At 70.6% G+C, this 26,346-nt stretch carries 21 protein-coding genes; 8 read left to right on the forward strand and 13 right to left on the reverse strand.

The window, feature by feature from the left end; all coding sequences use genetic code 11:
• Positions 1-3: 3 nt before the first annotated feature.
• The 3 genes from PUR53_RS44655 to pepN (PUR53_RS44665) form a co-directional block, all read right to left on the reverse strand.
• A complete protein-coding gene (locus PUR53_RS44655) occupies positions 4-1,146 on the reverse strand; it encodes a hypothetical protein (protein ID WP_329912303.1) in 1,143 nt (380 codons plus the stop codon).
• The gene (locus tag PUR53_RS44660) at positions 1,143-1,697 is read right to left on the reverse strand and encodes an RNA polymerase sigma factor (RefSeq protein ID WP_329899493.1); all 555 of its coding nucleotides are present in this window, start codon (positions 1,695-1,697) and stop codon (positions 1,143-1,145) included. The genes PUR53_RS44655 and PUR53_RS44660 overlap by 4 nt, the downstream gene beginning before the upstream one ends.
• A gap of 250 nt (positions 1,698-1,947) precedes the next feature.
• A complete protein-coding gene (gene pepN / locus PUR53_RS44665; protein WP_329899494.1) occupies positions 1,948-4,527 on the reverse strand; it encodes an aminopeptidase N in 2,580 nt (859 codons plus the stop codon).
• Between the two features lie 100 nt (positions 4,528-4,627).
• On the opposite strand from pepN (PUR53_RS44665), the gene PUR53_RS44670 reads away from it, so the two are divergent.
• Both PUR53_RS44670 and PUR53_RS44675 read left to right on the forward strand, forming a co-directional pair.
• Positions 4,628-4,858 (forward strand): ribbon-helix-helix domain-containing protein, encoded by a 231-nt coding sequence (locus tag PUR53_RS44670; RefSeq protein WP_329899495.1) that lies wholly within the window; start codon positions 4,628-4,630, stop codon positions 4,856-4,858.
• A complete protein-coding gene (locus PUR53_RS44675) occupies positions 4,855-5,187 on the forward strand; it encodes a type II toxin-antitoxin system PemK/MazF family toxin (RefSeq protein ID WP_329912304.1) in 333 nt (110 codons plus the stop codon). Before PUR53_RS44670 ends, PUR53_RS44675 begins: the two co-directional genes overlap by 4 nt.
• A 58-nt stretch (positions 5,188-5,245) precedes the next feature.
• Here the strand turns inward: PUR53_RS44675 and PUR53_RS44680 are convergent, their stop codons facing one another.
• A complete protein-coding gene (locus PUR53_RS44680) occupies positions 5,246-6,265 on the reverse strand; it encodes an aspartate-semialdehyde dehydrogenase (protein WP_329899497.1) in 1,020 nt (339 codons plus the stop codon).
• Positions 6,266-6,622: 357 nt separating this feature from the next.
• Between PUR53_RS44680 and PUR53_RS44685 the strand changes: the two genes are divergently transcribed.
• Both PUR53_RS44685 and PUR53_RS44690 read left to right on the forward strand, forming a co-directional pair.
• Positions 6,623-7,153, forward strand: a complete 531-nt coding sequence (locus PUR53_RS44685) for an RNA polymerase sigma factor (RefSeq protein ID WP_443078219.1) — start codon at positions 6,623-6,625, stop codon at positions 7,151-7,153.
• Between the two features lies 1 nt (position 7,154).
• Positions 7,155-8,108: a hypothetical protein gene (locus PUR53_RS44690; protein ID WP_329912305.1), complete on the forward strand. Its 954-nt coding sequence runs from the start codon at positions 7,155-7,157 to the stop codon at positions 8,106-8,108.
• 168 nt (positions 8,109-8,276) lie between these two features.
• Here the strand turns inward: PUR53_RS44690 and PUR53_RS44695 are convergent, their stop codons facing one another.
• Positions 8,277-11,591, reverse strand: a complete 3,315-nt coding sequence (locus PUR53_RS44695; RefSeq protein ID WP_329912306.1) for a S8 family serine peptidase — start codon at positions 11,589-11,591, stop codon at positions 8,277-8,279.
• A gap of 224 nt (positions 11,592-11,815) precedes the next feature.
• Between PUR53_RS44695 and PUR53_RS44700 the strand changes: the two genes are divergently transcribed.
• From PUR53_RS44700 to PUR53_RS44710, 3 genes are all read left to right on the forward strand, one after another.
• Positions 11,816-12,277 carry an NUDIX hydrolase gene (locus tag PUR53_RS44700; protein WP_329912307.1) on the forward strand — a complete coding sequence of 154 codons (462 nt, stop codon included), beginning with the start codon at positions 11,816-11,818 and terminating at the stop codon, positions 12,275-12,277.
• A gap of 327 nt (positions 12,278-12,604) precedes the next feature.
• Positions 12,605-14,386, forward strand: a complete 1,782-nt coding sequence (locus tag PUR53_RS44705; protein WP_329912308.1) for a TIGR03767 family metallophosphoesterase — start codon at positions 12,605-12,607, stop codon at positions 14,384-14,386.
• A 112-nt stretch (positions 14,387-14,498) separates the two neighbouring features.
• A complete protein-coding gene (locus tag PUR53_RS44710) occupies positions 14,499-15,644 on the forward strand; it encodes a serine hydrolase domain-containing protein (protein WP_329912309.1) in 1,146 nt (381 codons plus the stop codon).
• 105 nt (positions 15,645-15,749) lie between these two features.
• On the opposite strand, the gene PUR53_RS44715 is transcribed toward PUR53_RS44710, so the two are convergent.
• The 3 genes from PUR53_RS44715 to pepN (PUR53_RS44725) form a co-directional block, all read right to left on the reverse strand.
• A complete protein-coding gene (locus PUR53_RS44715; protein WP_329899504.1) occupies positions 15,750-16,205 on the reverse strand; it encodes a hypothetical protein in 456 nt (151 codons plus the stop codon).
• A gap of 209 nt (positions 16,206-16,414) precedes the next feature.
• Positions 16,415-17,482 carry a hypothetical protein gene (locus PUR53_RS44720; RefSeq protein WP_329899505.1) on the reverse strand — a complete coding sequence of 356 codons (1,068 nt, stop codon included), beginning with the start codon at positions 17,480-17,482 and terminating at the stop codon, positions 16,415-16,417.
• A gap of 272 nt (positions 17,483-17,754) precedes the next feature.
• A complete protein-coding gene (gene pepN / locus PUR53_RS44725; RefSeq protein WP_329912310.1) occupies positions 17,755-20,349 on the reverse strand; it encodes an aminopeptidase N in 2,595 nt (864 codons plus the stop codon).
• A gap of 159 nt (positions 20,350-20,508) precedes the next feature.
• Here pepN (PUR53_RS44725) and PUR53_RS44730 point away from each other — a divergent pair, with 159 nt between their 5' ends.
• Positions 20,509-21,162: a mycothiol-dependent nitroreductase Rv2466c family protein gene (locus PUR53_RS44730; protein WP_329899507.1), complete on the forward strand. Its 654-nt coding sequence runs from the start codon at positions 20,509-20,511 to the stop codon at positions 21,160-21,162.
• An 82-nt stretch (positions 21,163-21,244) separates the two neighbouring features.
• On the opposite strand, the gene PUR53_RS44735 is transcribed toward PUR53_RS44730, so the two are convergent.
• The 5 genes from PUR53_RS44735 to PUR53_RS44755 form a co-directional block, all read right to left on the reverse strand.
• On the reverse strand, positions 21,245-21,463 hold the full coding sequence (locus PUR53_RS44735) for a hypothetical protein (RefSeq protein ID WP_329899508.1): 219 nt from the start codon (positions 21,461-21,463) through the stop codon (positions 21,245-21,247).
• Between the two features lie 226 nt (positions 21,464-21,689).
• A complete protein-coding gene (locus PUR53_RS44740) occupies positions 21,690-22,331 on the reverse strand; it encodes a superoxide dismutase (protein WP_329912311.1) in 642 nt (213 codons plus the stop codon).
• 173 nt (positions 22,332-22,504) lie between these two features.
• The gene (locus tag PUR53_RS44745; protein ID WP_329912312.1) at positions 22,505-23,890 is read right to left on the reverse strand and encodes an amino acid permease; all 1,386 of its coding nucleotides are present in this window, start codon (positions 23,888-23,890) and stop codon (positions 22,505-22,507) included.
• A 112-nt stretch (positions 23,891-24,002) separates the two neighbouring features.
• Positions 24,003-24,920: a TauD/TfdA dioxygenase family protein gene (locus PUR53_RS44750; protein ID WP_329899511.1), complete on the reverse strand. Its 918-nt coding sequence runs from the start codon at positions 24,918-24,920 to the stop codon at positions 24,003-24,005.
• 35 nt (positions 24,921-24,955) lie between these two features.
• Positions 24,956-26,332 (reverse strand): LLM class flavin-dependent oxidoreductase, encoded by a 1,377-nt coding sequence (locus PUR53_RS44755; RefSeq protein ID WP_329912313.1) that lies wholly within the window; start codon positions 26,330-26,332, stop codon positions 24,956-24,958.
• Positions 26,333-26,346: the final 14 nt, after the last annotated feature.

Below are 26,346 nucleotides of genomic sequence, written 5' to 3' on the forward strand. Positions count from 1 at the left end.
GGCTCAGCCGATGCGGTCGTCCGGGCCCGCCGTGAGCACGGTGACGCGGTTCTCTCCCAGAGCCGTGCCGCTCGACTCCAGGATCCAGCCGGTCCTCGGGTCGATGACGCTGCGGGCCGTATGCCAGACGACGGTCGGCTCGCCCCCGTCGACCGAGTGCCAGATCACCTTCGTGGCGATCGTGACCGCGGTGCCCGAACGCCCCCTGCTGTCCTTGACGCCGGGCTCCAGTTTCACCCCCGGAAGCTCCGCGACGACCTGGAAGAGAGCGGACCGCAGCGCCGGACTCGCGGGCGACTCGTCCAACAGGTTCACGATCTGGAAGAACCGCGCCTCCGCGTCCTCGGGGAAGTGGGCGGTCAGCGCGTCCGGATCGGTGGGCAGATCGTCGAGGTCGGGCCAGGTCAGCCGCCGGTCGCCCACACGCCAACTGGCATGGTTGTCCCACTGGTACGCCTTGCCGTTCTTGTCCACCCGCCAGGTCCGGCCCTCGCGGTCGGCCCACCACGTCTCCTCCCTCGGCTTGCCTCCCGTCACGGTCACGGCGCTGACCCTCCAGTACGGCGCCCGCGTTCCCCGGGCGTCCTCCGAGACCTCCGCCATCTCCTTCAGGAACCGCGACGCCGGAGAGGCCGTGGACGCCGTCGGCTTCCCGCCCAGGTCCAGCACCGGGTAGGCGACCGCCCCGGCGGCGAACGCCGCCACGGCGGCCCCCGCGATCAGCACCCTGCGCCGGCGCGAGACCCGTCGGCGCCGCGCGCCCGTCCACGAGGGCTCACCGGCAGCGTCACCGCCGGGTGCACCGCCGAGGTCGTCGCCGAGGTCGTCGCCCGGCCGTCGAGCGCCCCCGATGACGACCAGGGTGTCCTCGGGCGGCGCGAGGGCTGCCTCCGGGCGGCCCCGGCGCGCCAACGGCCCCGACACCATGACGTCGTGCGCCGGGGCGTGTGTCTGCTCGGCCTCACGCTCCGCCAGCAGAGCCAGTACCTCGCGTACGGCGGTGACCCTTTCCGCGGCGGGAGGCGCCACGGCTCCGGCCGCCACCAGCTCGTCGGCACCCGGGAAGTCGAGGAGGTCGTCACGTTCGGAGCTGTGGGCGGTGTCGGCACGGTCGACACCGTCGATGTCGTCGGCGCTGCTGGTCATGCCGGTCCTCCGGTCAGATCGAGGGGGGCGCCCGCGCGCATCCGGTTGCGGGCGCGGTGCAGACGGGTGCGGGCCGTCGCGGCCGGGATCCCCACCACGGCGGCGGCCTCGCTCGGGGTCAGCTGCTCCCAGGCGACCAGGAGCAGCAACTCCCGCTCGTCCGGCGGTAACCGGGTGAGGAGCTCGCGCAGCCTGGGTGCCACGGCGGCCGCGACGAGCCGGTCGTCCACCGCCTCCCAGGGGTCGTCGTCACCGGCTCCACGCGCGAGGTCGGGGCGGGACGCGGCGAGCCGCCGCCAGTGTGCGGACAGCACGTTCCTGGCCACACCGAACAGCCAGGCCCGTACGGACCCCCGGTCGCGGTCGAAACCGCGGCGCGTGGCGTACGCCTGCAGCCACAGCTCGGCGAGCAGGTCGTCGGCGGCCGTGGGGGCGCGGCGCGCGAAGTAGCCGTGCAGGGCCCGCGAGTGGCGTTCGACCAGTGGCTCGAAGGCCGCCGGGTGGCGTGCCGCGCGGTCCAGCAGCTCTTCGTCGTCCAGGCCCGTGGTCATGGGACCTCCGTCTCCGGACCGCCGGTCGGCGGCCTCACCCCGTACTTGGCACGAGCCGCCGACAGCGTTCGCGAGCCGCGATCGGAGCGAGCGAGCGGCAGCGTGATCGGGGCGGCCTACGCGGCGTACGCGGCAGCGATCGGGGCGACGTACGCGGCGCGATCGGGACGGCGTACGTCGCGGCACACGGGGCGGGGCGCCCGGTGAAGTCACCGGGCGCCCCGTCGGTACCGCATCTGTTCCCTGCGCCCTACTGCTCCGTGGCCGCCGCGTCGGCCGCCTGGGCCTTCAGGGCGCGCTCCACTCCCGAGCGGGACTCCGAGACCAGGCGGCGCAGGGCCGCGTTGGGCTCGGCGGAGGCCAGCCAGGTGTCGGTCTTGTGCAGGGTCTCCGCCGAGACCTGGACGGTCGGGTAGAGACCGACCGCGATCTGCTGGGCGATCTCGTGGGAGCGGGCGTCCCAGATGGACTTGACGACCTCGAAGTACTTGTCGGTGTACGGGGCGAGGAGGTCGCGCTGGTCGGTCTGGACGAAGCCGCCGATGACCGCTTCCTGGACCGCGTTGGGCAGCTTGTCCGACTCCACGACCTGGGACCAGGCCTCGGCCTTGGCCTCCGGCGTCGGGCGGGAGGCACGGGCGGCGGCCGCGTGACGCTCACCGGCGGCCGTCCTGTCGCGCTCGTACTCGCCGGCGATCTCCGCCTCGTCGTAGCGGCCCACCGCCGCGAGCCGCTGCACGAAGGACCAGCGCAGCTCGGTGTCGACGGCCAGCCCCTCGATCGTCTGCGTCCCCTCCAGCAGGGCCTCCAGGAGGTCCAGCTGCTCGGGCGTGCGGGCGGTCGCGGCGAACGCGCGGGCCCACGCCAGCTGGTGGTCGGAGGCGGCCTCGGCGGCGCGCAGATGCGCGAGCGTGGCGTCCGTCCAGCGGGTCAGCAGCGCCTCGCGGGCCGTCGGGTCGGCGTACAGCTCGATCGCCAGCTTCACCTGACGGTGCAGGGACTGCACGACACCGATGTCGGACTCCTTGCCGATACCGGAGAGCACCAGGGACAGGTAGTCGCGGGTCGCGAGCTCGGCGTCGCGGGTCATGTCCCAGGCGGAGGCCCAGCACAGGGCGCGCGGCAGGGAGGACTCGAAGTCCCCGAGGTGCTCGGTGACGAGGGCCAGCGACTGCTCGTCCAGGCGGACCTTGGCGTACGACAGGTCGTCGTCGTTGAGGAGGACCACGGCCGGGCGGCGCTTGCCCACCAGCTGCGGAACGGCGGTCAGTTCACCGTCGACGTCCAGCTCGATCCGGTCGTCCCGGACCAGCTTGCCGCTCGTGTCGTCCAGCTCGTACAGGCCGACCGCGATGCGGTGCGGGCGCAGCGTCGGCTCGCCCTTGGCGCCCGTGGGCAGCGCCGGGGCCTCCTGGCGGATCGCGAAGGAGGTGATGACGCCGTGCTCGTCCGTCTCGATCTCGGGGCGCAGGACGTTGATGCCGGCCGTCTCCAGCCACGCCTTCGACCAGGCCTTCAGATCGCGGCCGGAGGTCTCCTCCAGGGCGCCCAGCAGATCGGACAGGCGCGTGTTGCCGTACGCGTGCGCCTTGAAGTACGCCTGCACGCCCCGGAAGAACTCGTCCTCGCCGACGTAGGCGACGAGCTGCTTCAGCACGGAAGCGCCCTTCGCGTACGTGATGCCGTCGAAGTTGACGAGCACGTCGTCCAGGTCATTGATCTCGGCCATGATCGGGTGCGTCGACGGCAGCTGGTCCTGCCGGTACGCCCAGGTCTTCATGGAGTTGGCGAACGTGGTCCAGGAGTGCGGCCAGCGCGAGCCGGGGGCGTCCGCCTGGCAGGCGATCGACGTGTAGGTGGCGAACGACTCGTTCAGCCACAGGTCGTTCCACCACTCCATCGTCACCAGGTCGCCGAACCACATGTGGGCCAGCTCGTGGAGGATGGTCTCGGCGCGGACCTCGTACGCGGCGTCCGTCACCTTCGAGCGGAAGACGTACTGGTCGCGGATGGTCACCGCGCCCGCGTTCTCCATCGCGCCCGCGTTGAACTCCGGTACGAACAGCTGGTCGTACTTCTCGAACGGGTAGGCGTAGTCGAACTTCTCCTGGAACCAGGCGAAGCCCTGCCGGGTGACCTCGAAGATCGCGTCGGAGTCCAGGTGCTCGGCGAGCGACGGCCGGCAGTAGATGCCGAGCGGCACGCTCTGGCCGTCCTTCTCGTACACGCTGTGCACGGAGTGGTACGGGCCGACGATGAGCGCCGTGATGTACGTCGAGATCCGGGGCGTCGGCTCGAAGACCCAGACGTCGTCCTTGGGCTCCGGCGTCGGCGAGTTGGAGATGACGGTCCAGCCGGTCGGGGCCTTCACGGTGAACTGGAAGGTGGCCTTCAGGTCCGGCTGCTCGAACGACGCGAAGACCCGGCGCGCGTCCGGGACCTCGAACTGGGTGTAGAGGTAGGCCTGTTCGTCGACCGGGTCGACGAACCGGTGCAGACCCTCGCCCGTGTTGGTGTACGCGCAGTCGGCCACGACCCGCAGGATGTTGCGGCCCTGGAGCAGGCCGGGGAGCGCGATCCGGGAGTCCGCGAAGACCTCCGCCGGGTCCAGCGCGTCGCCGTTGAGGGTCACCTCGTGGACGGTCGGGGCCACCAGGTCGATGAAGGACGTCGCGCCGTTCTCCGCGACGTCGAAGCGCACCGTGGTCACGGACCGGTAGGTGCCGCCCTCCCGCGCGCCGGAGAGGTCGAGATCGATCTCGTACGAGTCGACGCTGAGCAGCGCCGCCCGCTGCTGAGCCTCGTCGCGGGTCAGGTTTGTGCCAGGCACGCGGTCATCTCCTCGGTATGTGTGGGTTGCGCCATCCTTCCATGACCGGCGGCCTGGTAGGAGTGGCTACCCTTTGCCTACCTTGGGTAGCATCAGAATTATGAAGATTAGTGTGAGCCTGCCGCAGGAGGACGTCACCTTCGTCGACGAGTACGCCGCGCGCACGGATGCCCATTCGCGGTCGGCCGTGATACACACCGCCATCGAACTCCTGCGTGAGGCGCAGCTGGAGCAGGAGTACACGGAGGCGTTCGCCGAGTGGGACGGGAGCGAGGACGCCGCGTTCTGGGACCAGTTCTCGGGGGACGGGCTGTCCGATGAAGCGCGGTGACATCTACCTGGTCGACGTCGACACGCGGCAGCGAGGCCAACAAGACCCGCCCGGCGGTGATCGTCTCCAACGACGGCGCCAACGCGGCGGTGGCGCGGACCGGACGAGGCGTGATCACGCTGGTCCCGCTGACGACGAACACCGCGCGCGTCTATCCGTTCCAGGTGCTGCTCCCCGCCCAGGAGTGCGGTCTCCCGAAGGACTCCAAGGTGCAGTGCGAGCAGGTTCGCGCTCTGGCTCCGGAGAGACTGCTGCGACCGATCGGTTCCGTCCCACGCCAGCGCATGGCCGAGGTCGACGTGGCCCTACGGCGCCACCTGGCCCTCTGAACACACCAAGGGGCGCCCACCGGGATCCGGTGGGCGCCCCTTCGTGTGTACCGCCCGCCTACTTCTCGTTCAGCTCCGCCGCCACCAGCTCCGCGATCTGGACCGCGTTCAGCGCGGCGCCCTTGCGGAGGTTGTCGTTGGAGACGAACAGGGCGAGACCGTTCTCCACGGTCTCGTCGGCGCGGATGCGGCCGACGAAGGAGGGGTCCTGGCCCGCGGCCTGGAGAGGGGTCGGGATGTCGGAGAGAACGACGCCGGGCGCGCCGGCCAGCAGCTCCGTCGCGCGCTCCACGCTGATCGGACGGGCGAAGCGGGCGTTGACCTGGAGGGAGTGCCCGGAGAAGACCGGGACCCGGACGCAGGTGCCGGAGACCTTCAGGCCGGGGATCTCCAGGATCTTGCGGGACTCGTGGCGGAGCTTCTGCTCCTCGTCCGTCTCGTGCAGACCGTCGTCGACGATCGAACCCGCGAGCGGGAGCACGTTGAAGGCGATGGGCCGCTTGTAGACGCCGGGCTCGGGGAAATCGACCGCCGAGCCGTCGTGCGTCAGCTTGTCCGCATCGGCCGCGACCTTCTGGACCTGGCCGTGCAGCTCCGCGACGCCCGCGAGACCTGAGCCGGAGACCGCCTGGTAGGTGGCGACGACCAGCGCTTCGAGGCCCGCCTCCTCGTGCAGCGGACGCAGCACCGGCATCGCGGCCATCGTCGTGCAGTTCGGGTTGGCGATGATGCCCTTGGGGCGGTCGGCGATCGCGTGCGGGTTCACCTCGGAGACCACGAGGGGCACCTCGGGGTCGCGGCGCCACGCGGAGGAGTTGTCGATCACGACCGCGCCCTGCGACGCCACCTTCTCGGCCAGCGCCTTCGAGGTCGCGCCGCCCGCGGAGAACAGGACGATGTCGAGGCCGGAGTAGTCGGCGGTCGCCGCGTCCTCGACCGTCACACCGTCGATGACCGAACCGGCCGAGCGGGCGGACGCGAACAGGCGCAGCTCGCGCGTCGGGAAGTCGCGGTCCTTGAGGATCTTGCGCATGACCGTGCCGACCTGACCGGTGGCTCCGACGATTCCGACCCTCACGGCGACTCCTTTGACGTGGCTTGTGTGTGTCTGCGGCATGGCCGAGGCCTTTCCATCATGCGGTCAGCCCGGGTCCGCCTGTCCAATCCTTTGACCGGAACGCTCGAAGGACGGGACGGGGCCACCCCCGCCGCGGGAGCCGCTTCTTCGCTCGGCACCCCCGCTGAGCTGGAGAAATTCGCCCTACGGCGGCTCCGTGCCGCAAGCTGTGCTGCCTCGACCCTGCCCACGCCGGCCGGGCGCACGCGAAGGTGTGACGTACGCCTCCGCGCCACGCCGGGAAAGTCGTGCCGAACCCGCCGAACGTTTCGGCCCGCGGTGGCGTCGTAGGGGAAACGCGGGAGGGGAGGGGTGGCTGTGCTGCGCAGAAAGGCGCGCCACGTCGAGGGGGTCCAGGAGCCGGACGACCCACTGGACGCGGCCCAGGAGCGGCGGGTGCGGGCCGTGCTCGCGCTCGGCGGTGTGCCGCAGTCGGACCTGCTGGACGGGGTACAGCAGGTCCGGCTGCGGCTGCTGGAGCGGGCCGCGAGCGGCCGGGAGGCGCCGCGGGACGTGTCCGCGTGGGCGGCGGTGGTGGCCTCCAACCTGGCGATGGACTGGCACCGCGCCAAGCGCCGCCAGGAGCGTCTGGGGGAGCGGCTGGCCTCGCTGCGCCAGCACGAGCACCCCTCGGGCGAGGACTCCAGCGTGCTCTCGCTCGCCGTCGCCCGAGGCCTGGACGACCTGCCCGACGCCCTGCGCCAGGTCCTCGTCCTGCGCTTCTACGCCGACCTGCCGGTACGCGGGATCGCCGACGAGCTCGGCATCCCCGAGGGCACGGTCAAGAGCAGGCTCCACTCGGCGGTCCGCGCCCTGCGCACCCGCCTGCACGAGGACGAGGTGGTGTGACATGACCGCCCGAGACGACAGCCGACGCGACACCGAGCCCGAGGCGCTCCCCGCACACGACGGGCCCCAGCCAAGTGACGACGGCACCACCTACGACGGCACCACCTACGCCGGTATGGACGCGCTCATGGCGGCCCTCCTCGACGAACCGCTGCCCGAGGACGCCCGGCGGGACGCCGAGTTCGTGGCGTCCCACGAGGCGGCCGTCGCCGACCTCGCGCTGCTGAGGGAGCAGCTGGGGCTGATCGGCGAGGCGCTGGCGGTGCCGGGCGAGGACGCCGTGCCCGGGGCCGCGCCGGGGCGAGACGGGGCCGCGCGGCCGGGGGACACGGCCGGTGCCGAGACGGACCCCGGGCAGGTGTCCGGGGCCGCGACGGCCCCCACCGCGTCGGTGACCCCCCTGCCGTCGCGGCCGTCCCGCGCCCGGCGCGTCCTGCGGATCACCGTCGGCACCCTCGCCGCCGCAGCCGCCGCCTCCGTGGTCCTCGGCATCGGCTGGGGGCTCCTGCAGGCCGGCGGCGGGGCGAGCAGCTCGAAGTCGTCATCCGACGCGGGTGTCTCCAACGAGTCGGCGAGCAAGGACAGCGGGAGACTGGAGGACAGCGACGGGGGGGACGGGTCCGCCTCGCTCAGCCGGGAGGGGTACGTCGCCTGCGCCCGCACGATCGTGGAGGGCACCGTCACCGGGGTCGAGGCCGTGCCGGGGATCGAGCAGGACCGGATCACGGTGGAGGTGGACCGCTGGATCAAGCCCGCCAAGGGGGAGGAGCAGATCGTCTTCCCCATGAGCCAGAACGTCGACCCCCGCCTGAAGAAGGGCGACCACGTCCTCCTCGGCATCCCCCGGGACAGCGCTCAGCCGGACATCTGGACCACCGAGGAGGCAGACATCGCCCGCGATCGCGCCTGGATCGAGGCGGCGCTGCCGGAGTCGGAGAAGCTCGCGTGCGACTGAACGGCTGAACGGCTGAACGGCTGAACCGCTGAAGGCTGAACCGCTGAAGGCTGAACCGCTGAACCGCTGAAACCGAGGCGGCAAGGCGAAGGGGCGGGTGTCCATCCGGACACCCGCCCCTCCGTTCGCCTCAGTACGGCTCACGCACTACGGCGCACTACCGGCGCACTACGGCGTGACCTTCTCGATCCGCACGCTGCCGGTGCCCGCGGCGGTACCGCGCGAGTTCACCAGCTGCACCTGGCCGAAGAACTCCCGGCCGGCCGGGGCCTCGGCGGCCGCGACGACGTCACCGGAGACGGTTGTCGACTGGCCCGTACCGAGCTTGACGGCGGTGTCCGCGACCTTCACCTCGCCGAGGGCGGAGGAGAAGAACACGTCGCGGTAGTCGTACGCGGTGGACCCGGCCGGGACCGCGTAGCCGACGACCTCGATGGTGTACGTACCGGCGGCCGGCTTCGGGATGGAGACGGCCTCCTCGGAGTCGCCGTCCGCGGAGTCCGCGATCTGCGTGCCCGCGGCGTCGTAGACGTACAGGTCGAGGTCCGCGCCCGTGTCCGCGGTGCTGCCGATGGCGACGTCCAGGGACTCGGCGCCCGCGGGCACCTCGACCGTGGTGGTCTGGGTCTCACCGGTCGCGATGGTCGGCCGGCCGGTCTTCGCCGAGCCCAGCGGGCCGCCCGTCAGCTTGCCGTCGACGGGGGCGAGGCCGTTCGTCACCTTCCAGGAGGCGGCGGTCGGGGTGCCGACCTTGGCCTCGGGGACGGTGACGACCTCCGGGTCGAAGCTCGCGCCGTAGACCGCGAAGTTCAGCTTGTAGGGGTTGTCGAGCACCGGAGACGTCCGGCGCGACTCGACCTCGATCTCCCAGACACCGGGCTGCGGGTTGGCGTACGAACGCACGTCCGGCTTGCAGCCCCCACCGTCCTGGAAGTTGCTGTAGCAGGTCAGGGAGCTGGTGCTCTCGACCGCGACACCGTACGGGTGGTTGGCGATGAACCGGGTCTGGCTCTTGTCCTTCAGCCCGCTGATCGCGACCTCGAGGCTCTTGGCACCCTCGGGGACGGTGATGAAGTACGACTTGAAGGCGTTGCGCTGGACGATGCCCGACGCCGAGTGGGTGTACTTCAGCGGCGTGGAGACCACCACCGTGTTGAGTACCTGACGGTCGATGCCGACCGTCTTCGGGTCGTCGACCTCCAGGATCGCGCTGCTGATGCCCGAGTTCTCCGGCTTGGCGGCGATCTTCACGGTGACCGGCTTGTTCAGCGGCAGGGAGACCACGTCGTCACCGACGATCCGGAACGTGTCGTCCCGGTTGTTCTCCAGGTGCAGCTCGTGGCGGATCGCCTTGTCTGCGCCGGACGTCCGGGTGATCGTCACCTCGTACGTCTTCTTCTGCCCGACCTTGAGGCCGCCCTCACGGTCGTAGATGCCGGTGCCGAAGCCCGGCGTCTTCAGCGCGAAGTCGATCGCCGTGTCGACGGGGGCCTTGACCGAGTACTCGTGCGCGGTCGCGCCCGCCTTGACGGACTTCCACGCGTCGACGATGTTCATCAGGCCCGCGCCCTCGGCGTACGCCTGGACACCGCTGATGTGGTCGGCGGTCGAGGTCAGCGCGGTGCGCAGCTTCACGGGCGTCAGGTCGATGCCCTTCTGCTTCGCGGCGCTGAGCAGCAGCGCGGAGGCGCCGGCCGCCTGCGGGGAGGCCATCGAGGTGCCGTTGAGCATCTGGTAGCCGGCCGGGAGCGTGTAGCCCGCCTCGGGGGCGATGACGCCCGGCAGCCAGGTCTGCGCGGTGTTCACCGCGGCGCCCGGCGCGACCAGGGTCGGCGTGAAGCCGCCGTCCTCACGCGGGCCGCGCGAGGAGAAGTTGAACAGCTGGTAGTCCTTGGCGACCTGCGAGCCGTAGTTGGAGGCCCAGGTCTCCTTGGAGATGGACGCGCCGACCGAGATCACCTTGTCGGCGAGGCCGGGGTCGCCGATCGTGTTGGCACCCGGACCGGAGTTGCCGGCCGAGATGACCAGCTGGACGCCGTAGGTGTCGATGAGGCGCGTGTAGAGCTCGGCGCGCGCGTTGTTGCCGTCGTTCAGCGCCGGGAGGCCGCCGATGGACATGTTGACGATGTCGACGCCACGGTTGACGACGAGGTCGATCATGCCTTCGGTGAGCGCCACGTTGGTGCAGCCGGGGCCGAACTCGCAGGCGCGGGAGGAGACGATCTGCGCGCCGGGGGCGGCGCCGTTCATCTTCCCGCCGAACAGGCCCTTCGCGGCGGTGATGCCGGCCACGTGGGTGCCGTGCTCGCTGGAGATCAGACCGATGTTGACGAAGTCGGCCTTCTTGCCGACCCAGTCGCCCCCGAAGGGGTCCATCGGGACGTCCTTGCGGTACTCGACGACGAACGGCTGGCGCTCGGCGACCTCGGTCGACGGGTCGTCCGTGCCGAAGTAGCCGATCTGGTAGCCGTCCTTGTACGGCTTCATCGGCTTGTCGTCGGTGAAGTCGAAGTTCTGGTTCACGTCCACGGTGACCGTGCCGGCCGCCGCGTCGTAGAGCACGCCCCACGCGTCGGTGGTGTCGCCGTCCCGGTTCACGTCACCGGCGGCGTCACCGGCCGCCGTGATCGACTCGCGGAAGAGGTTCACGGAGTACGCGCCCGCGGGCGCCGTCCAGGTCCGGCCCCCGTAGGTGAAGGTGGGCCCGGCGACCGAGTTGGTCATCGGGCGCCAGCTGCCGTCGCCGTCGACGATCGGGTCGGTCGACGTCACCCAGTCGACGATCTTGCGCTCGCCGGTGGAGGTCTTCTGCAGCGCGGGGTGCGCGAGGTCGACGCCGGAGTCCAGGACGCCGATGGTGATGCCCCGGCCGTCCGCCTTCGGGTTCTGCTTCACGAAGTCGACGGCGCCCGTCTCGAAGGACGGGTTGTACGGGTTCTCGGCGGGGGTGTTCTTGCCCGGCGCCGGGTAGGTCTTCGCCGCCGTGGCCTGCGACTTCGCGTCCTTGGCCGAGACCGGCGAGGGGTCGTCGAGGACGATCTCCTGGCGCAGGTCGATGCCCTGGACGGAGGAGAGCTTCGCGGCGGCCGAGATGGCCGAGTCGGCGCTCTTGGTCGGGACCGTGGCGCGGACGTAGCCGAGCTTGTCGTAGGTGCGGCCCACGGAGCCGCCCTTGACCGCGTCCAGCTGCTCGGCGACCTGTTCGGTCTTGCCGGGCGTGGTGGCGATCATCATCGTGACGTTCTTGTCGCCGTCGGCCTTCGCCTCGGCGAGCAGATCGGCGTCGGTCGAACCGAGCTTGTCGTGCGCGGACTTGACGCCACCGTCCGACGGAGCGGTGGCGGACGGGTCGTCCGCCGAGAAGGCCAGGGGTATCGGCCCGGCCGCGGAGAGCGCGGCGACCAGTCCCGCGGCCACGGCTATGCGGGCCACGCGTCTCGCACCCGGGCCAGAGCCGGGGTGGGGGGTGAGGGTCATCAGCATCCCTGTAGGTAAGGAATTCAGGTGAGAACGAACATGTGTGATCCGAGCGGCGGGTTCGGATCGGTCCGGTCCGTTATGCGGTGCCGGATGGTCGCTCAGCCTTACCGAAGTGACACATGTTTGGGGAGAGTTGACCGAGGCGGAATTGTGTCATGGCGTAAACCCGCCACCCGTCATGGGGGCGATGACCGCGCATGAGCGGACATTTTGGTTAACGTCTGTGCATGCGCGAGGAGTTGAGGGTGGCGGCCTACGCCGTCTGTGTACGCGACGGCCACCTGCTGCTGGCCCGCTGGGTCTCCCGGGACGGCGAGAGGAAGTGGACCCTGCCCGGCGGCGGCATGGACCACGGCGAGGACCCGTACGCCACGGTCGTCCGCGAGGCCGCCGAGGAGACCGGCTACACCGTCGAGCCCACCGCCCTCCTCGGCATCGACACCAACCGACGCACCTACCCCCTCCGCCTCGGCGCCGTCGCCGACCACCAGGCGCTGCGCATCGTCTACGAGGCCCGCGTCACCGGCGGCGACCTCCGCCACGAGACGAACGGCTCCACGGACATGGCCGCCTGGCACCCCCTGGACGAGATCCCGGCCCTGACGAGGGTGGGGCTGGTGGACGTGGGCCTGCGCCTGTGGCGGGAACGCCCGGAGAACGGTCACTTGACGCCACCGGCGCCCCATTAGGGGCGCGAGGAACTGCGCGAGCAACCACGACGCACCCGCAGACACCGGCATCACCGAAGCCCTACGGCGAATAGGTGCTGTACCCCTTCAGATGAACAAGGAGTGACCCCCTCCCTACCCTCCCCCTCACATTCGGGAACCCCCAGTGGACGCGCACCGTCTCCAAAGATCGACGTACGGTGATCGGCGCCACCCGTTGCGACGTCGTTAACGTCCAGGCCACTCCGGCTGCCAAGCATCAAGGAAGAGCGGGAACCCCACTCCGGCCCCACGCGGAGCGGACCCGTGGACCACTTCCGACGCGTTCGCACTCGGGGAGACCGCGCCATGTCGCGCATACGCTCAGTCGCAGCAGCCGCCACCAACCCTGACCGCCGGGCCTTCCTCGCCGCCACCGGCGCGGTCGGCCTCGCCGCAGGCGTCGGCTTCGCCCTGCGGCCGGAGGCCGACGGCCACGCCGCCGCCTCCGCCGCCGACCGGGCCGCGGCCACCGAGGTCCCCTTGGCCAACCTCTCCAACAGAGAGGCCCCGGCCGCTCCCCTCGCCCCGTACACCCGCGGCACCACCCTCGCCTCGGTCGCGGCCCCCCGCAACGCCTCCGGATACCGCCGTCTCGGCAGCGGCCCGGCCTGGGCGCGGGTCGTCCGCAGCGACCTCGCCACCCCCAAGTCCGGCCGCGAGAAGCGCCGTACGGCCCTGGCGTCCTTCGTGCAGTTCACCGACCTGCACGTGGTGGACGTCCAGCACCCGCTGCGCTACGAGTACCTGCGCGCCCAGACCGCCAGCGCGTGGCGTCCGCAGGAGGCGCTGTCCGTGGCCGGCGCGGTCTCGCTCGTCGAGCGGGTGAACGCGCTGCGCGGCGCCCCGGTCACCGGCTCGCCGCTGCACTTCGTGATGACGACCGGCGACAACACCGACAACAACTCCAGGACCGAGCTGGACTGGTTCCTGAAGGTGATGAGCGGTGGCCGGGTCACCCCCAACTCCGGTGACCCGCGCCGCTACGAGGGCGTCCAGAGCAGCGGCCTCAAGCTCTACTGGCAGCCGGACGCGGCCCTCCGCGACGCCGACAAACAACTCGGCTTCCCCCGCCTGAACGGCTTCCTGGCCGCCGCGATCCGCGAGGTCAACAGCCCCGGCCTGAACGTCCCCTGGTACTCCACCGTCGGCAACCACGATTCCCTGCCGGGCGGTTGCTACGCCCCCGGCGACTCCTTCTTCGCGGACTTCGCGGTCGGCGGCAAGAAGCTGATGACCCTCGACGAGAAGGCCGGCAAGGCGCTCTGGGACAACGTCAAGAGCGGCGGCGACCCCCGGGGCGCCGACTGGAAGGCCGTGCTCAAGGCCCAGGCGAAGAAGATGCGTTCGGTCACCCCGGACGAGAACCGGGCGCCCTTCACCCCGCAGGAGTACCTCAGGGCCCACCTGGACCCGGCCCACACCGGCCCCGGCCCCGTCGGTCACGGCTACTCCCAGGCCAACCTCGACGCCCGCACCCAGTACTACGCCTTCCGCATCGCCGACGACGTCATCGGTGTCAGCCTCGACTCCACCGACCCCGGCGGCCACTACGAGGGCTCGCTCGGCACGGCCCAGCTCAAGTGGCTCGAGCGCACGTTGAAGGAGGCGGCCAAGGACGGCTCGTACGCCGTCGTTTTCAGCCACCACACCAGCAAGTCGATGCGGAACCTGCGCAAGGACCCCGCCCGCCCCACCGAGGCCCGCCACGACGGCGACGCGGTGCTGGCGCTGCTCGGTCGCCACCGCAACGTTCTGGCCTGGGTGAACGGCCACAGTCACCGCAACCGCATCACCCCGCACTCGGCCGCGGGCGGCGGCTCCTTCTGGGAGATCTCCACGGCCTCCCACATCGACTTTCCGCAACTCGCCCGGGTGATCGAGCTGGTGGACAACAAGGACGGCACGCTCTCCCTGTTCACCACCCTGATCGAATCGGCCGCCCCGCACGCCACCGACTTCACCGACCTCTCGCAGACCGGCCTCGCCGCCCTGTACCGCGAGCTCTCCTACAACGCCCCCGGCCGCCGCGACACACTCACCGGCACGCCCGGCGACCGCAACACGGAGCTGGTACTCCGAAAGGGCTAAATACCGCTCAACTGGCGCGCACCTGCTCAACCTGCCCGCCCGTCCCGGTGTCCCCCCCTCGCGACCGAACGTTCTCGGAGCCGCCGAGAATGTCGGTGCGAAGGGGGGCCACATGTCAGCACGCACAGCACGCAGGGGTCTGGTGGCGGGCATCGCCGTGGCCGTGGCGGTGGCGGTGGCCGCACCGGCGGCCATGGCGGCGCCCGCGAGAGACGACCACGGCGCGACCCAGGAAGCCATGGACGCCAATGTGAAGGATGGCGTCGTGGGCGTGGCTCTCCAGGCCATGACCAAGGAGGGCGTCTGGAAGGCCACCTCGGGCGTCGGCGACCTGAGGACGGGCGAGGCACGCAGCGCCCACGACCGCTTCCGCGCGGCCAGCATCACCAAGACTTTCGTGTCGACGGTGGTGCTTCAACTGGCGGCGGAGGGACGCCTGTCGCTCGACGACAAGGTGGACAAGTGGCTGCCGGGCCTGGTGCGCGGCAAGGGGAACGACGGCCGGAGGATCACACTCCGCCAGCTCCTCAACCACACCAGCGGCATCTACAACTACACCGACGACGACGACTTCCAGCGCGCGTTCTTCCTCGCGGAGGGCTTCTTCAAGAACCGCCACCGCACGATGACACCGGAGCAACTGGTCGGGATCGCCACGAAGCACAAGCCGGACTTCGCGCCCGGTATTTCCTGGAATTACTCAAACACCAACTACGTCCTGGCCGGGATGGTGATCGAGAAGGTCACGGGCAACTGGTACGGCGACGAGATCCGCCACCGCGTCATCGAGCCGCTCGGCCTGCACGGCACGAAGATCCCCGGCACCGACCCCACGGTTCCCGGCCCCCACAGCCGGGCCTACTCGAAACTTGCCGAGACAACGACCGGCAAGACGTACGACGTCACGGAGTACAACCCGTCGGCGGCCAACTCATCGGGCGAACTGATCGCCAGCCCCGGCGATCTGAACCGCTTCTACTCGGCGCTCATGCGCGGCAAGCTCCTGCCGAAGCGGCAACTCGCCGAGATGAAGACCACCGTCCGGGTCGACGGCAAACGGACCGGCTACGGCCTCGGCCTTGTCGAGCGAAAGCTCTCCTGCGGCGTCCAGCTCTGGGGCCACAGCGGCGGCATTCACGGCTCCCTCTCCGAGGCCGTCACCACCACCGACGGCAGCCACTCCCTCGCCTTCAATTTCAACAGCGACTGGACGGGCGACAGCGAGGCGATCATGGAAGCGGAGTTCTGTAAGAAGTAAGGAAATCACCACATTTGGGCACCTAGGCCTCGTGCGGTGATCGGCGCAGGGCCTCGGCACCACGTCCCTTAGGGCATGCACCACGAAAACCGGCGAATCGCCGGCTCAGGCCCAGGTCCACCTGTCGTCCGAGCACGTCCGGTGCGTGCCCTCGACGATGCAGACGCGGACGCCCAGGAAGGTCTCCTCCGGCATGTTGTCGGTCTCCCAGAGGGAGCAGTAGGGCGCGTTCATGCCCCGCGTGGTGGCCATGGTCTGCCAGGAGCCGCCCTCGAACTTCCGCTGGATCTCGATCCCCTTGCCGTCGGCGTACTTGTCGCACGCCTGGAACGCGTCTCCGGGGATCGGGTTGACGAGGCCGGACGGGTCGGCGTTGAAGACGCCGTAGCCGCGGAAGGTGCCGTCGCGGTGGAGGTCGATCTCGATGTCGTCGTTGCCCTCGGTCCAGTACACCCACCGGTCGGCCGCCATCGCCGTCCCGTTGGACAGCAGCACCATCCCGAAGGCCGCCCCCACCGCGAGCCCGCCTCTGACCACGGATCCGAGTACCTGATTCGTCATGCTTCCCCCTGGGATCGGATTGACCACTGTCCGCGGTTCGCACGAATGATCGACTTCCGCGGCGATTGAGGGTACCGGGCCCCGTTCGGTGTACGGAAGGCGATTATCCTGCGTACGCCGGGAGGACATGAGGGGGCGTGGACATGGGGAAGGGCCGCCGAACGGGCGGCGGCCCTTCCTCTCCCCTCCTGTTGGTACGAGTTACCCGATCACCGGGGAAGCACCACGACGTACGCCGCCGGGTCGCGGTCGCACGACGCCATCAGCGCGGTGCGGACCACGGCCGCCTGCTGTTCCAGGGAGTCGCGCAGCTTGCGGGGCGTGACGTGGACGACGGTGATGCCGAGCCGTTCCAACATCTCGCGCTTGCGGGCGTACTCGGACCACAGCGCGTCGTCCTCCTGGCGCGGGGCCCGGGTGTCCAGTTCGAGCGCGACGGCCTGCTCCGGCCAGTACGCGTCGAGGCCGCCGAGGTGCGGGCCGCCGGGAAGGCGGAGGTCCACGTTCCAGACCGGGTCGGGGAGGGCGTGTTCGCGGACCATCCGGTACAGGAGGTCCTCCGCGACGGCCCGCCCCTCCGCGAGCAGCGACTCCACCGCGTCGGCCACGTGCGGACGGTTCAGCAGCCGCGCCTCCGTCAACTCGCGGATGACGGCGGCGGGTTCGGTGTGCCCGCCGCGCACCGCCTCCGTCAGCAGCCTGCGCACGGTCGCCGCGTCGGAGATCTCGCCGACCGCGTCCGCCAGGGCGCGCGGTACGGGGGCGACGGGCAGGCCGGTCACGTACGTCGGGGTCGGTACGGCCGGGGTGCGGACGATCCGCGCGCACCCCACGGTCCGCAGCCGGCGCAGCCGGGGGACCAGGACGTCGATCGTGTCGAGGGACGGCAGCGGGGGAGCGGACGCGAAGCCGTGCAGCGTCAGGGCGGCGAGCCCGGTGATCACCGCGTCCGTGTAGCGGGGAGTCGCCGCCGGGCGGGGCTCGTCCGCGTTCGGCTGGGCCGGTACGCCGGCGGCCCCGGCGACGGTCTCCCGGAACGGGGAGCGGGCCGCGTACGAGAGCACCGCGTGCAGGCGCTCCTCCGAGGTGGGCGGGCCCGGGTGCAGCAGGAACACACCCGGCAGGATCTGCTGCCAGGAGCCACCGGGCCGGCACTGCTCGTTCGTCTCGGCCGCGGTGACACCCTGCGCGCGCAGCTGCGCGGCCGTCAGCACCCGGCGCGTGACGTCCGAGAGGCGACGGAGGGGGCGGGGGGAGAGCGGGGTGTTGTGCGTCATGACCGGGAGGTTCCCGCGTCGGGCCCGCCCAGGAACCTCTGTTACACGCCCGTCGACAAATCCGGACAAGACCGCACTAAAGTACGTGCGTTCGAGTGCCGATATCCGCTGGTCCGGACGGGGGTCGAAAAAGGTTACGGCTCTGATTACCCGAATTTCGTAACCCTGAACCCGGGTGGTCGCAGGCGGCACCCCCGCAAGCGCCGTGAGCGCACCCGACCCCCGCCCAGCAGCAGGCGCCGGGTACGCAACACCCAGGTTCCCAGCGGCAGTTACCCCGCCGCCGCGTCACACTCCTGCCCCCGCAACGCCCGGCCCAGATCGTCCCGCGCCTCGATCACCAGCCGCCGCAGCGCCGGCGGCGCCGACTCGTGCGAGGCGAGCCAGGCGTCCGTCGCGTCCAGCGTCGCGGGCGAGTCCTGGAGCGACGGGAACAGCCCCCGCACCACATCCATCCCGATCTGGATGGACCGCTCGGCCCACACCCGCTCGATCGCCTCGAAGTACTTCACCGCGTACGGCGCCACCAACTCCCGCTGGGACGGCCGCGAGAACCCCGTGATCGTCGCCTCGACCAACGCGTTGGACAGCGTGTCCGACTCCACCACCGACGCCCACGCCTGCGCCTTGACCGCGGCGGACGGCCGTGCCGCCAGGCACCGCACCTGGTGCCGCTTCCCGGAGGCCGTGTCGTCCCGCGCCAGCTCGGCCGCGAGGACCCCCTCGTCGGCGACCCCGTACGTCGCCAGCGGCTCCAGGAACGCCCACCGCAGCTCCTGGTCGATCTCCAGCCCGTCGACCTCCTCGGTCCCGGCCAACAGCCCCCGCAGCACCGCCAGTTCGGCCTCGCCCGAGGCCACCGAGGCGAGGAACCGGGCCCACGTCAGCTGATGCTGGCTGCCCGCCTCGGCCGCCCGCAGCTCCCGCAGCGCGCCCTCCGCCAGCAGCCGCCCCCCGGTCTCCCGCCACCCCGGCGCCGCGTAGTGCGTGACCGCCGAGCCGGCCCAGGCGTGCAGCATCTGGAGCACACCGATGTCGGACTCCCGCCCCGCGAACCGCAGCACGAGGTCGACGAAGTCCCGCGCCGGCAGCAGCGCGTCCCGCGTCAGGTTCCACAGCGCCGACCAGCACAGCGCCCGCGCCAGCGGGTCGGTGATGTCCCCGAGACCGGCCCGCAGCGTGTCCAGCGACCCCGTGTCGAACCGGATCTTGCAATAGGTCAGGTCGTCGTCGTTGACCAGCACCAGCGCCGGCGCCTCGGCCCCCGCCAGCTCGGCGACGACCGTACGCGGCCCGTCCACGTCCACCTCGGCCCGCGCGTACCGCTCCAGCGGGCCCGAGCCGTCCTCCCCGTTCGCCCGCCGGTACAGGCCGATCGCCACCCGGTGCGGCCGCAGCTCGGGGTGCGACTCCGCGGCCTCCTGCACCACCGCCAGCTCGTCGATCCGGCCCTCGGGGTCGAGCAGCACCTGCGGGGTGAGGGAGTTGACCCCCGCCGTCTGCAGCCACGCCCGCGACCAGGACGCCATGTCCCGCCCGCTGGTCTCCTCCAGGACCGACAGCAGGTCGCTCAGCTTCGTGTTGCCGTACGCGTTCCGTTTGAAGTAGCGCCGGGCGCCCTCCAGGAACGCCTCGCGCCCCACGTACGCCACCAGCTGCTTCAGCACGGAGGCGCCCTTGGCGTAGGTGATGCCGTCGAAGTTGAGCTTGGCGTCCTCCAGGTCACGGATGTCGGCCGTGATCGGGTGGGTGGAGGGCAGCTGGTCGGCGCGGTACGCCCAGGCCTTGCGGTTGTTGGCGAAGGTGACCCAGCCGCCTGTGAAGCGGGTGGCCTCGACCATCGAGAAGGAACCCATGAAGTCCGCGAAGGACTCCTTCAGCCACAGGTCGTCCCACCACACCATGGTCACCAGGTCGCCGAACCACATGTGCGCCATCTCGTGCAGAATCACATTGGCCCGCCGCTCGTACGACGCCCGGGTGACCTTGCCCCGGAAGATGAACTCCTCGCGGAAGGTGACCAGTCCCGGGTTCTCCATCGCGCCGAGGTTGTACTCGGGCACGAACGCCTGGTCGTACTTCCCGAACGGGTACGGGTAGTCGAAGTGGTCGTGGAAGAAGTCCAGGCCCTGCTTGGTGATCAGGAAGACGTCGTCGGAGTCGAAGTAGGGGGCGAGACCCTTGCGGCACATCGCGCCGAGGGGGATCTCCAGCTGCGTACCGTCTTCGAAGGTCCGCTCGTAGGTGTCCGTCACATAGTGGTACGGGCCCGCGACGATCGCCGTGATGTACGTCGAGATCGGCTTGGTCTCCGCGAAGCGCCACACGCCGTCCGCCTGTTCACCGACCCCGTTGCTCCACACGACCCACCCCTCGGGTGCGCGCACCTCGAAGCGGTACGGTGCCTTGAGATCCGGCTGCTCGAAGTTCGCGAAGACCCGGCGGGAGTCGGCCGGCTCGTACTGGGTGTAGAGGTAGACCTCGCCGTCCTCGGGGTCGACGAAGCGGTGCATGCCCTCGCCGGTGCGGGAGTAGGCGCACTGGGCGTCGACCACCAGCTCGTTCTCGGCGGCCAGGTCGTCGAGGGTGATCCGGGAGCCGTCGAAGACCTCGCTCGGGTCGAGGTCCTTGCCGTTGAGGGAGACGGCCGTCACCCGCGGCGCGACCAGATCGGCGAAGCTCGTGGCGCCCGGGTCGGCGCACCGGAAGCGGATCGTCGTCACCGACCGGAAGGTGCGCGGTTCGCCGGCGAGGTCGCCGGGGTCCCCGACGGCGGACCGCAGGTCGAGGGAGACCTCGTAACCGTCGACGGACAACAGCGCGGCCCGCTCCTGGGCCTCGTCACGGGTCAGATTCTCACCGGGCACGGGCGGCACTCCCTCGGGGTGTGTTCAGTATGCGGACATCCCGATCCTGCCATGCGGTGCGGGAATGGCCTGGGCGGTCTCCGGTGTTGCCGGGTTGTCGCCCGGTAGACCGAGCCAGCACCACTCCGGCACCGCCTTCGTATCCCTTTGAGGAGAACCATGACCGAGCAGACCTCCGGCAAGACCCCCGTCGACTTCTGGTTCGACCCGCTGTGCCCCTGGGCCTGGATGACCTCGCGCTGGGTCCTGGAGGTGGAGAAGGTCCGGGACATCGAGGTCCGCTGGCACCTGATGAGCCTCGCGGTACTGAACGAGCCCAAGATCGACGAGCTTCCCGAGGAGTACCGCGAGCTGTTGGAGAAGAAGGCGTGGGGTCCGGTACGGATCGTCATAGCCGCTCAGGAGGAGCACGGCGCCGAGGTCCTCGGCGACCTCTACACCGCGCTCGGCACCCGTATCCACAACCAGGGCGAGGGCCCGGAGAAGGAGACGGTCGCGGCCGCCCTGAAGGACGTCGGCCTGCCCGACTCCCTCATGGACCACTGGGACTCCACCCCGTACGAGCAGCAGCTGCGCGCCTCCCACAAGGAGGGCATCGACAAGGTCGGCCAGGACGTCGGCACGCCTGTCATCGCCGTCCCCGGCGCCGACGGCGAGCAGATCGCCTTCTTCGGCCCGGTCGTCACCCCCGCCCCGAAGGGCGAGGAGGCCGCCCGGCTCTGGGACGGCACCCTCCTCGTCGCCTCGGTCCCCGGCTTCTACGAGATCAAGCGCTCCCGCACCCAGGGTCCCGACTTCAGCAACCTTCTTTAGGGCTCGGTTCGCCTCCGGGGCGCAGAAGCCTGTATCGGCGCGCTCCTTCGGCTCACTCGCCGTAGGGCGCCCGGTGGTTTGGTCACCGGAAGGACTCCGGGAGGGACAGCCCCTCGCTCTGTTTGCCGTACGGCTGGACGAACAGGCAGCGGCCCTTCTCGCCGTGGTTGGCGCAGCGCCACCAGCCGGCCGGGTTCTTGCCCAGGGACTCCAGGTACTGCCGTACTTCTTTGTCCGCCTTGTGGAAGGGCAGGGGCTTGCCGCCGCCGCACGGAGGGCAGTGCTTGTAACTCACGTCCATACGACCTCCCGGTCCGGTCCGCCGGATCGGGAATCCGGCTGGAAACGGGAGCATAGGGCGAAAGCCGAGGAAGCGGTCAGACCGGAACGCGTCCCGCCGTGGCGTTTTTCCGGCCTTGACGGCGAGAACCCCCGCGAGTCACGTCCTCGCGGGGGTTCTGCCTCTTTCCGCCTGCCCGGTGAAGGTTGAGAAGACGATCACGAGCAGGGCGTCTCGGTCACCGGCCTCAGGGGGTCAGCAGCAGCACATCCGCGCGTGACTTGGCGGCGGCGTAACGGCGGGCCACGTCCTGCCAGTTGACGACGGCCCACATGGCGTCGATGAAGTCGACCTTCTGGTTCTTGTACTGCAGGTAGAAGGCGTGCTCCCAGGCGTCGAAGACCAGGATCGGGGTGGAGCCCTGGCCGACGTTGCCCTGGTGGTCGTAGACCTGCTCGACGACCAGCCGCCCGCTGAGCGGCTCGTAGGCGAGGACACCCCAGCCCGAGCCCTGCGTGGTCGCCGACGCCTTGGTCAACTGGGCCTTGAAGCCCTCGAAGGAGCCGAAGGACTCGGCGATCGCGTCCGCCAGCTCGCCGACGCCGTCCTTCTCCAGTGGCTCGCCGCCGCCGTCACCGGTCATGTTCTGCCAGTAGATCGAGTGCAGGATGTGGCCGGAGAGGTGGAAGGCCAGGTTCTTCTCCAGGCCGTTGATCGCCCCCCAGGTCTCCTTGTCCCGCGCCTCGGCCAGCTGCTCCAGCGTGTCGTTGGCTCCCTTGACGTACGCCGCGTGGTGCTTGTCGTGGTGCAGCTCGATGATCTCGGGGCTGATCACGGGCGCCAGGGCCGCGTAGTCGTACGGCAGTTCGGGAAGCGTGTAGACGGGCATGGGGGTCCCCTCCGACCTCTTATTGCAAAGTACTTGCAAGTGCACGCTAGCAGCAAGAGACTGTGGGGGCGTGCCCGGGCACGCGAAAGGGCCCTCGCGCGAACCGACCGTCCGTCCTCCGCGCGAGGGCCCTGAAGTGTGTGCGTGCGATGCCGGCGTTCGCCGCCCCGAGGTCAGCGCGTGGCGCGCACCCGCTGCCGGGCGTACCCGACCACCGCCAGGACCAGCGTCATCCCGCCCGTCCAGTACAACTGCGTCCGCGTCCCCGGCTCCCGGGCCATCAGGACGAAGATCGCGGCCATCCCCGCGAGCGCCACCCACGTCAGCCAGGGGAACGCCCACATCCGCACGACCAGCCGCTCCGGGGCCTCACGCTCGATACGCCGGCGCAGGAGCAACTGCGAGACGGCGATGAGGATCCAGACGACGAGGACGACCGCGCCGATCATGTTGAGGAGCCAGGGGAAGACGTCGTCGGGGCGCCAGTAGCTCAGCAGGACGCAGAGGAAGCCGAAGACGCTGGAGGCCAGCACCGCGATCCGGGGGACCCCGCCCGAGACCCGGCCGATCACCTTCGGGCCCTGCCCCCGCGCCACCAGCGAGTAGGCGATCCGGGACGAGCCGTAGATGTTGGCATTCATCGCGCTCAGCAGGGCCACCAGCACGACCACGTTCATCACCTGACCGGCGCCGGGGATGCCCAGATGGTCCAGGGCGGCGACGTACGGGCCCTTCTCCACGACCTCCTTGGAGTCCCACGGGACGAGGGTGACGATGACCGCCATGGAGCCGATGTAGAAGAGGGCGATGCGCCACATCGCCGTACGGACCGCCGTGGCCACGCCCTTCACCGGGTCCTCGGACTCGGCCGCCGCGATCGTCACGGTCTCCAGACCGCCGTACGCGAAGATCGACGCCAACAGGCCGATGACCAGGCCGTCGGCGCCGCCCGGCAGCAGACCGCCCTCGCCGGTGAGGTTGGTGAGGCCGGGCGCGTCGGTGCCGGGCAGGACACCGGCGACGGCCAGCACACCCAGCACCAGGAACAGGGAGATCGCACCGACCTTCAGCGCGGCGAACCAGAACTCGAACTCGCCGAAGTTCTTCACCGCGGCCAGGTTGGTGCCGAGGAACACCAGCATGAACAGCGCCACCCAGGCCCACTCGGGCGTCCCGGGCAGCCACCCCGTCACGATCTTCGCGGCGCCGATGCCCTCCAGGCCCACGGCCGTGCAGAGCAGCACCCAGAACGACCAGCCGGCCGTGAAGCCAGCCCACGGACCGATGGCGCGCTCGGCGTGCGCGGAGAAGGAGCCCGAGGAGGGGTACGCGGCGGACATCTCACCGAGCATCCGCATCACCAGCATGACGAGAAGCCCGGAGAGCGCGTACGCGAGGACGATCGACGGACCGGCGGCGGCGATGCCCGCCCCGGACCCGACGAAGAGGCCCGCGCCGATCACACCGCCGAGGGCGATCATCGAGAGGTGGCGCTGCTTGAGGCCGTGGGACAGGGACGCGTCGGGCTCTTGTGGGGCCTTGACGGAGGTGCTGGGCATGGGCGCGGTTCGTCCAATGCGTGAGATCGGCAAAAACGCCGACAGTCTGGACAGCCCCTCCATCGTGCGGAGGGGCTGTCCGCTATCCGGACGCGACCGGCACGGAAGGTGACTACGCGGCTACGGCAGTGACCTCCTCCCGGGCGGCCACGGACGTGTAGTGCGAGGCGTCCCCCTCGATCGAGTAGCTCTCCTTGCCCTCGATGCCCACCGGGACGTCACCGGCGACGGTCACCCGGTGCAGTCGGCGCGGCAGACCGTCGTAGTTGTCGATGGCGTAGTGCTGGGTGATGCGGTTGTCGAAGACGACGAGCTGGTTCTCCGACCAGCGGTGCCGCAGCACGTTCTCCGGCCGGGTCACGTACGACTGGAGCAGGTCGAGGACCTTGCGGGACTCGCCGAGCGACAGGCCCACGATCCGCTGCGCGAACCCGCCGATGAACAGCCCGCGTTCACCGGTCAGCGGGTGGACGCGCACGACCGGGTGGGCCGTGCGGTACGTGATCGAGGTGAACCGGGCGCGCTGCTCGGCCTGTTCCGCGTCGATCTCCTCGTCGGGCACCGCGTAGTCGTAGTCGTTGGTGTGCTCGGCCCACAGGCCGTCGGCCAGTCGCCGCAGCGGCTCGGGCAGGTCCCGGTAGGCCGCCGCCGCGTTGGCGATCAGTGTCTCGCCGCCGTACGGCGGGATCGTGATGCTGCGCAGGGTGGTGGCCTGCGGCGGGTTGAGGACGAACGTGACGTCGGTGTGCCAGTGGTTGGCGCGGCCCCGCTCGCTGTCCACGGGCAGGACGTTCGCGGCGCCCTCGACGGCGGCCACCGTCGGATGGGCGGTGGTGATGTCGCCGAAGTGCCGGACGAAGGCCTGGTGACCGTCGTCGTCGAGGTTCACGTCGTCGAAGACGAGCGCCTTGTGGACGTTGAGCGCCTCGCGCAGCGCCGCGACCGTCGCCTGGTCGAGGGGCCGGGCGATGTCGACGCCGGAGACTCGGGCACCGATGTTCCCGGTGACCTTGCGGATGTCGATGGCCATGGTGTGGTTCCTTTCGGGGCCGGGCTCGGGAGGGTTCAGACGAGGGCGGGAGTGGAGGCGGAGGCCGGGGCTGACGAGGACGCGGCCGCGCCCACGTGCTGGTTGGCGGGACGCGGCAGGCCGTAGCGGTCCCGCAGGGTCCGGCGCGGCCCGTACTCGGTGCGGAGCAGACCGCGGGCGCGCAGGATCGGGACGACGTGCTCGACGAAGGCGTCGAGGCCGGACGGCAGCACCGCGGGCATGATGTTGAAGCCGTCGGCGGCGCCTTGCGTGAACCAGGTCTCGATCGTGTCGGCCACCTGCTCGGGCGTCCCGGCGAACGTGAGGTGCCCGCGCCCGCCGCCCAGCCGCCCGATCAGCTCCCGCACGGTGAGCCGGTCGCGCCGGGCCAGCTCGACGACGAGGGTGTAGCGGCTCTTGGCGCCCTCGATCGCGCTCTCCGGCGGCAGATCGGCGGGCAGCCGGGCGTCCAACTCCAGCGAACCGGAGGGCAGTTGCAGCAGCCGCTCCAGATTGCCCACGCCGTGCGCGTACACGATGTGGTCCTCCAGGACCTGCTCGGCGGCCCGTGCCTCGGCCTCCGTCGATCCGAGCACGGGGACGATCCCGGGCAGCACCTTGATGTGCTCGGGGTCCCGGCCGGCCGCGACCGTACGGGCCTTGAGGTCGGCGTAGAACGCCCGCGCGTCCTCGACGGTCTGCTGCGCGGTGAACACGGCCTCCGCGTACCGCGCGGCGAACGCCTTGCCGTCCTCGCTGGACCCCGCCTGCACCAGCAGCGGGTAACCCTGCGGCGAGCGCGGCACGTTGAGCGGGCCCTCGACGCTGAAGTACGTCCCCCGGTGCCGGGGCGGATGGATCTTCCTGTCGTCGCCCCAGACGCCGGTCTCCTTGTCGGCGACGATCGCGTCGTCCTCCCAGCTGTCCCAGAGCTTCAGCGCCACGTCGAGGAACTCGGCGGCCCGCGCGTACCGCTGGGCGTGCGCGGGCTCGGCGTCCAGACCGAAGTTGCGGGCCGCCTCGGCGCCGGCGGTGGTGACGATGTTCCAGCCGGCCCGGCCGCCGCTGAGGATGTCGAGCGAGGCGAACTTGCGGGCCAGGTTGTAGGGGGAGTTGTAGGAGGTGGAGGCGGTGGCGATCAGACCGATGTGCTCGGTGGCCGTCGCCAGCGCGGTCAGCAGGGTGAGCGGTTCCAGGGCGCCCGCCGGACGCTGGCCCACGCTGCCCCACAACTGCGGCCCGTCGGCCAGGAACAGCGAGTCGAACGTACCGCGTTCCGCGATCCGGGCGAGGCGCACGTAGTGGTCCAGCTCGACGTGCGCGTACGGGTCGGACTCGGGCAGCCGCCACGAGGCCTCGTGGTGCCCGGTGTTCATCAGGAAGGCGTTGAGATGGAGCTGTCGGGGCGGCACGTGTCTGTTCTCCC

This window comes from Streptomyces sp. SP18BB07 (assembly GCF_036322545.1).
Taxonomy (GTDB): domain Bacteria; phylum Actinomycetota; class Actinomycetes; order Streptomycetales; family Streptomycetaceae; genus Streptomyces; species Streptomyces deccanensis.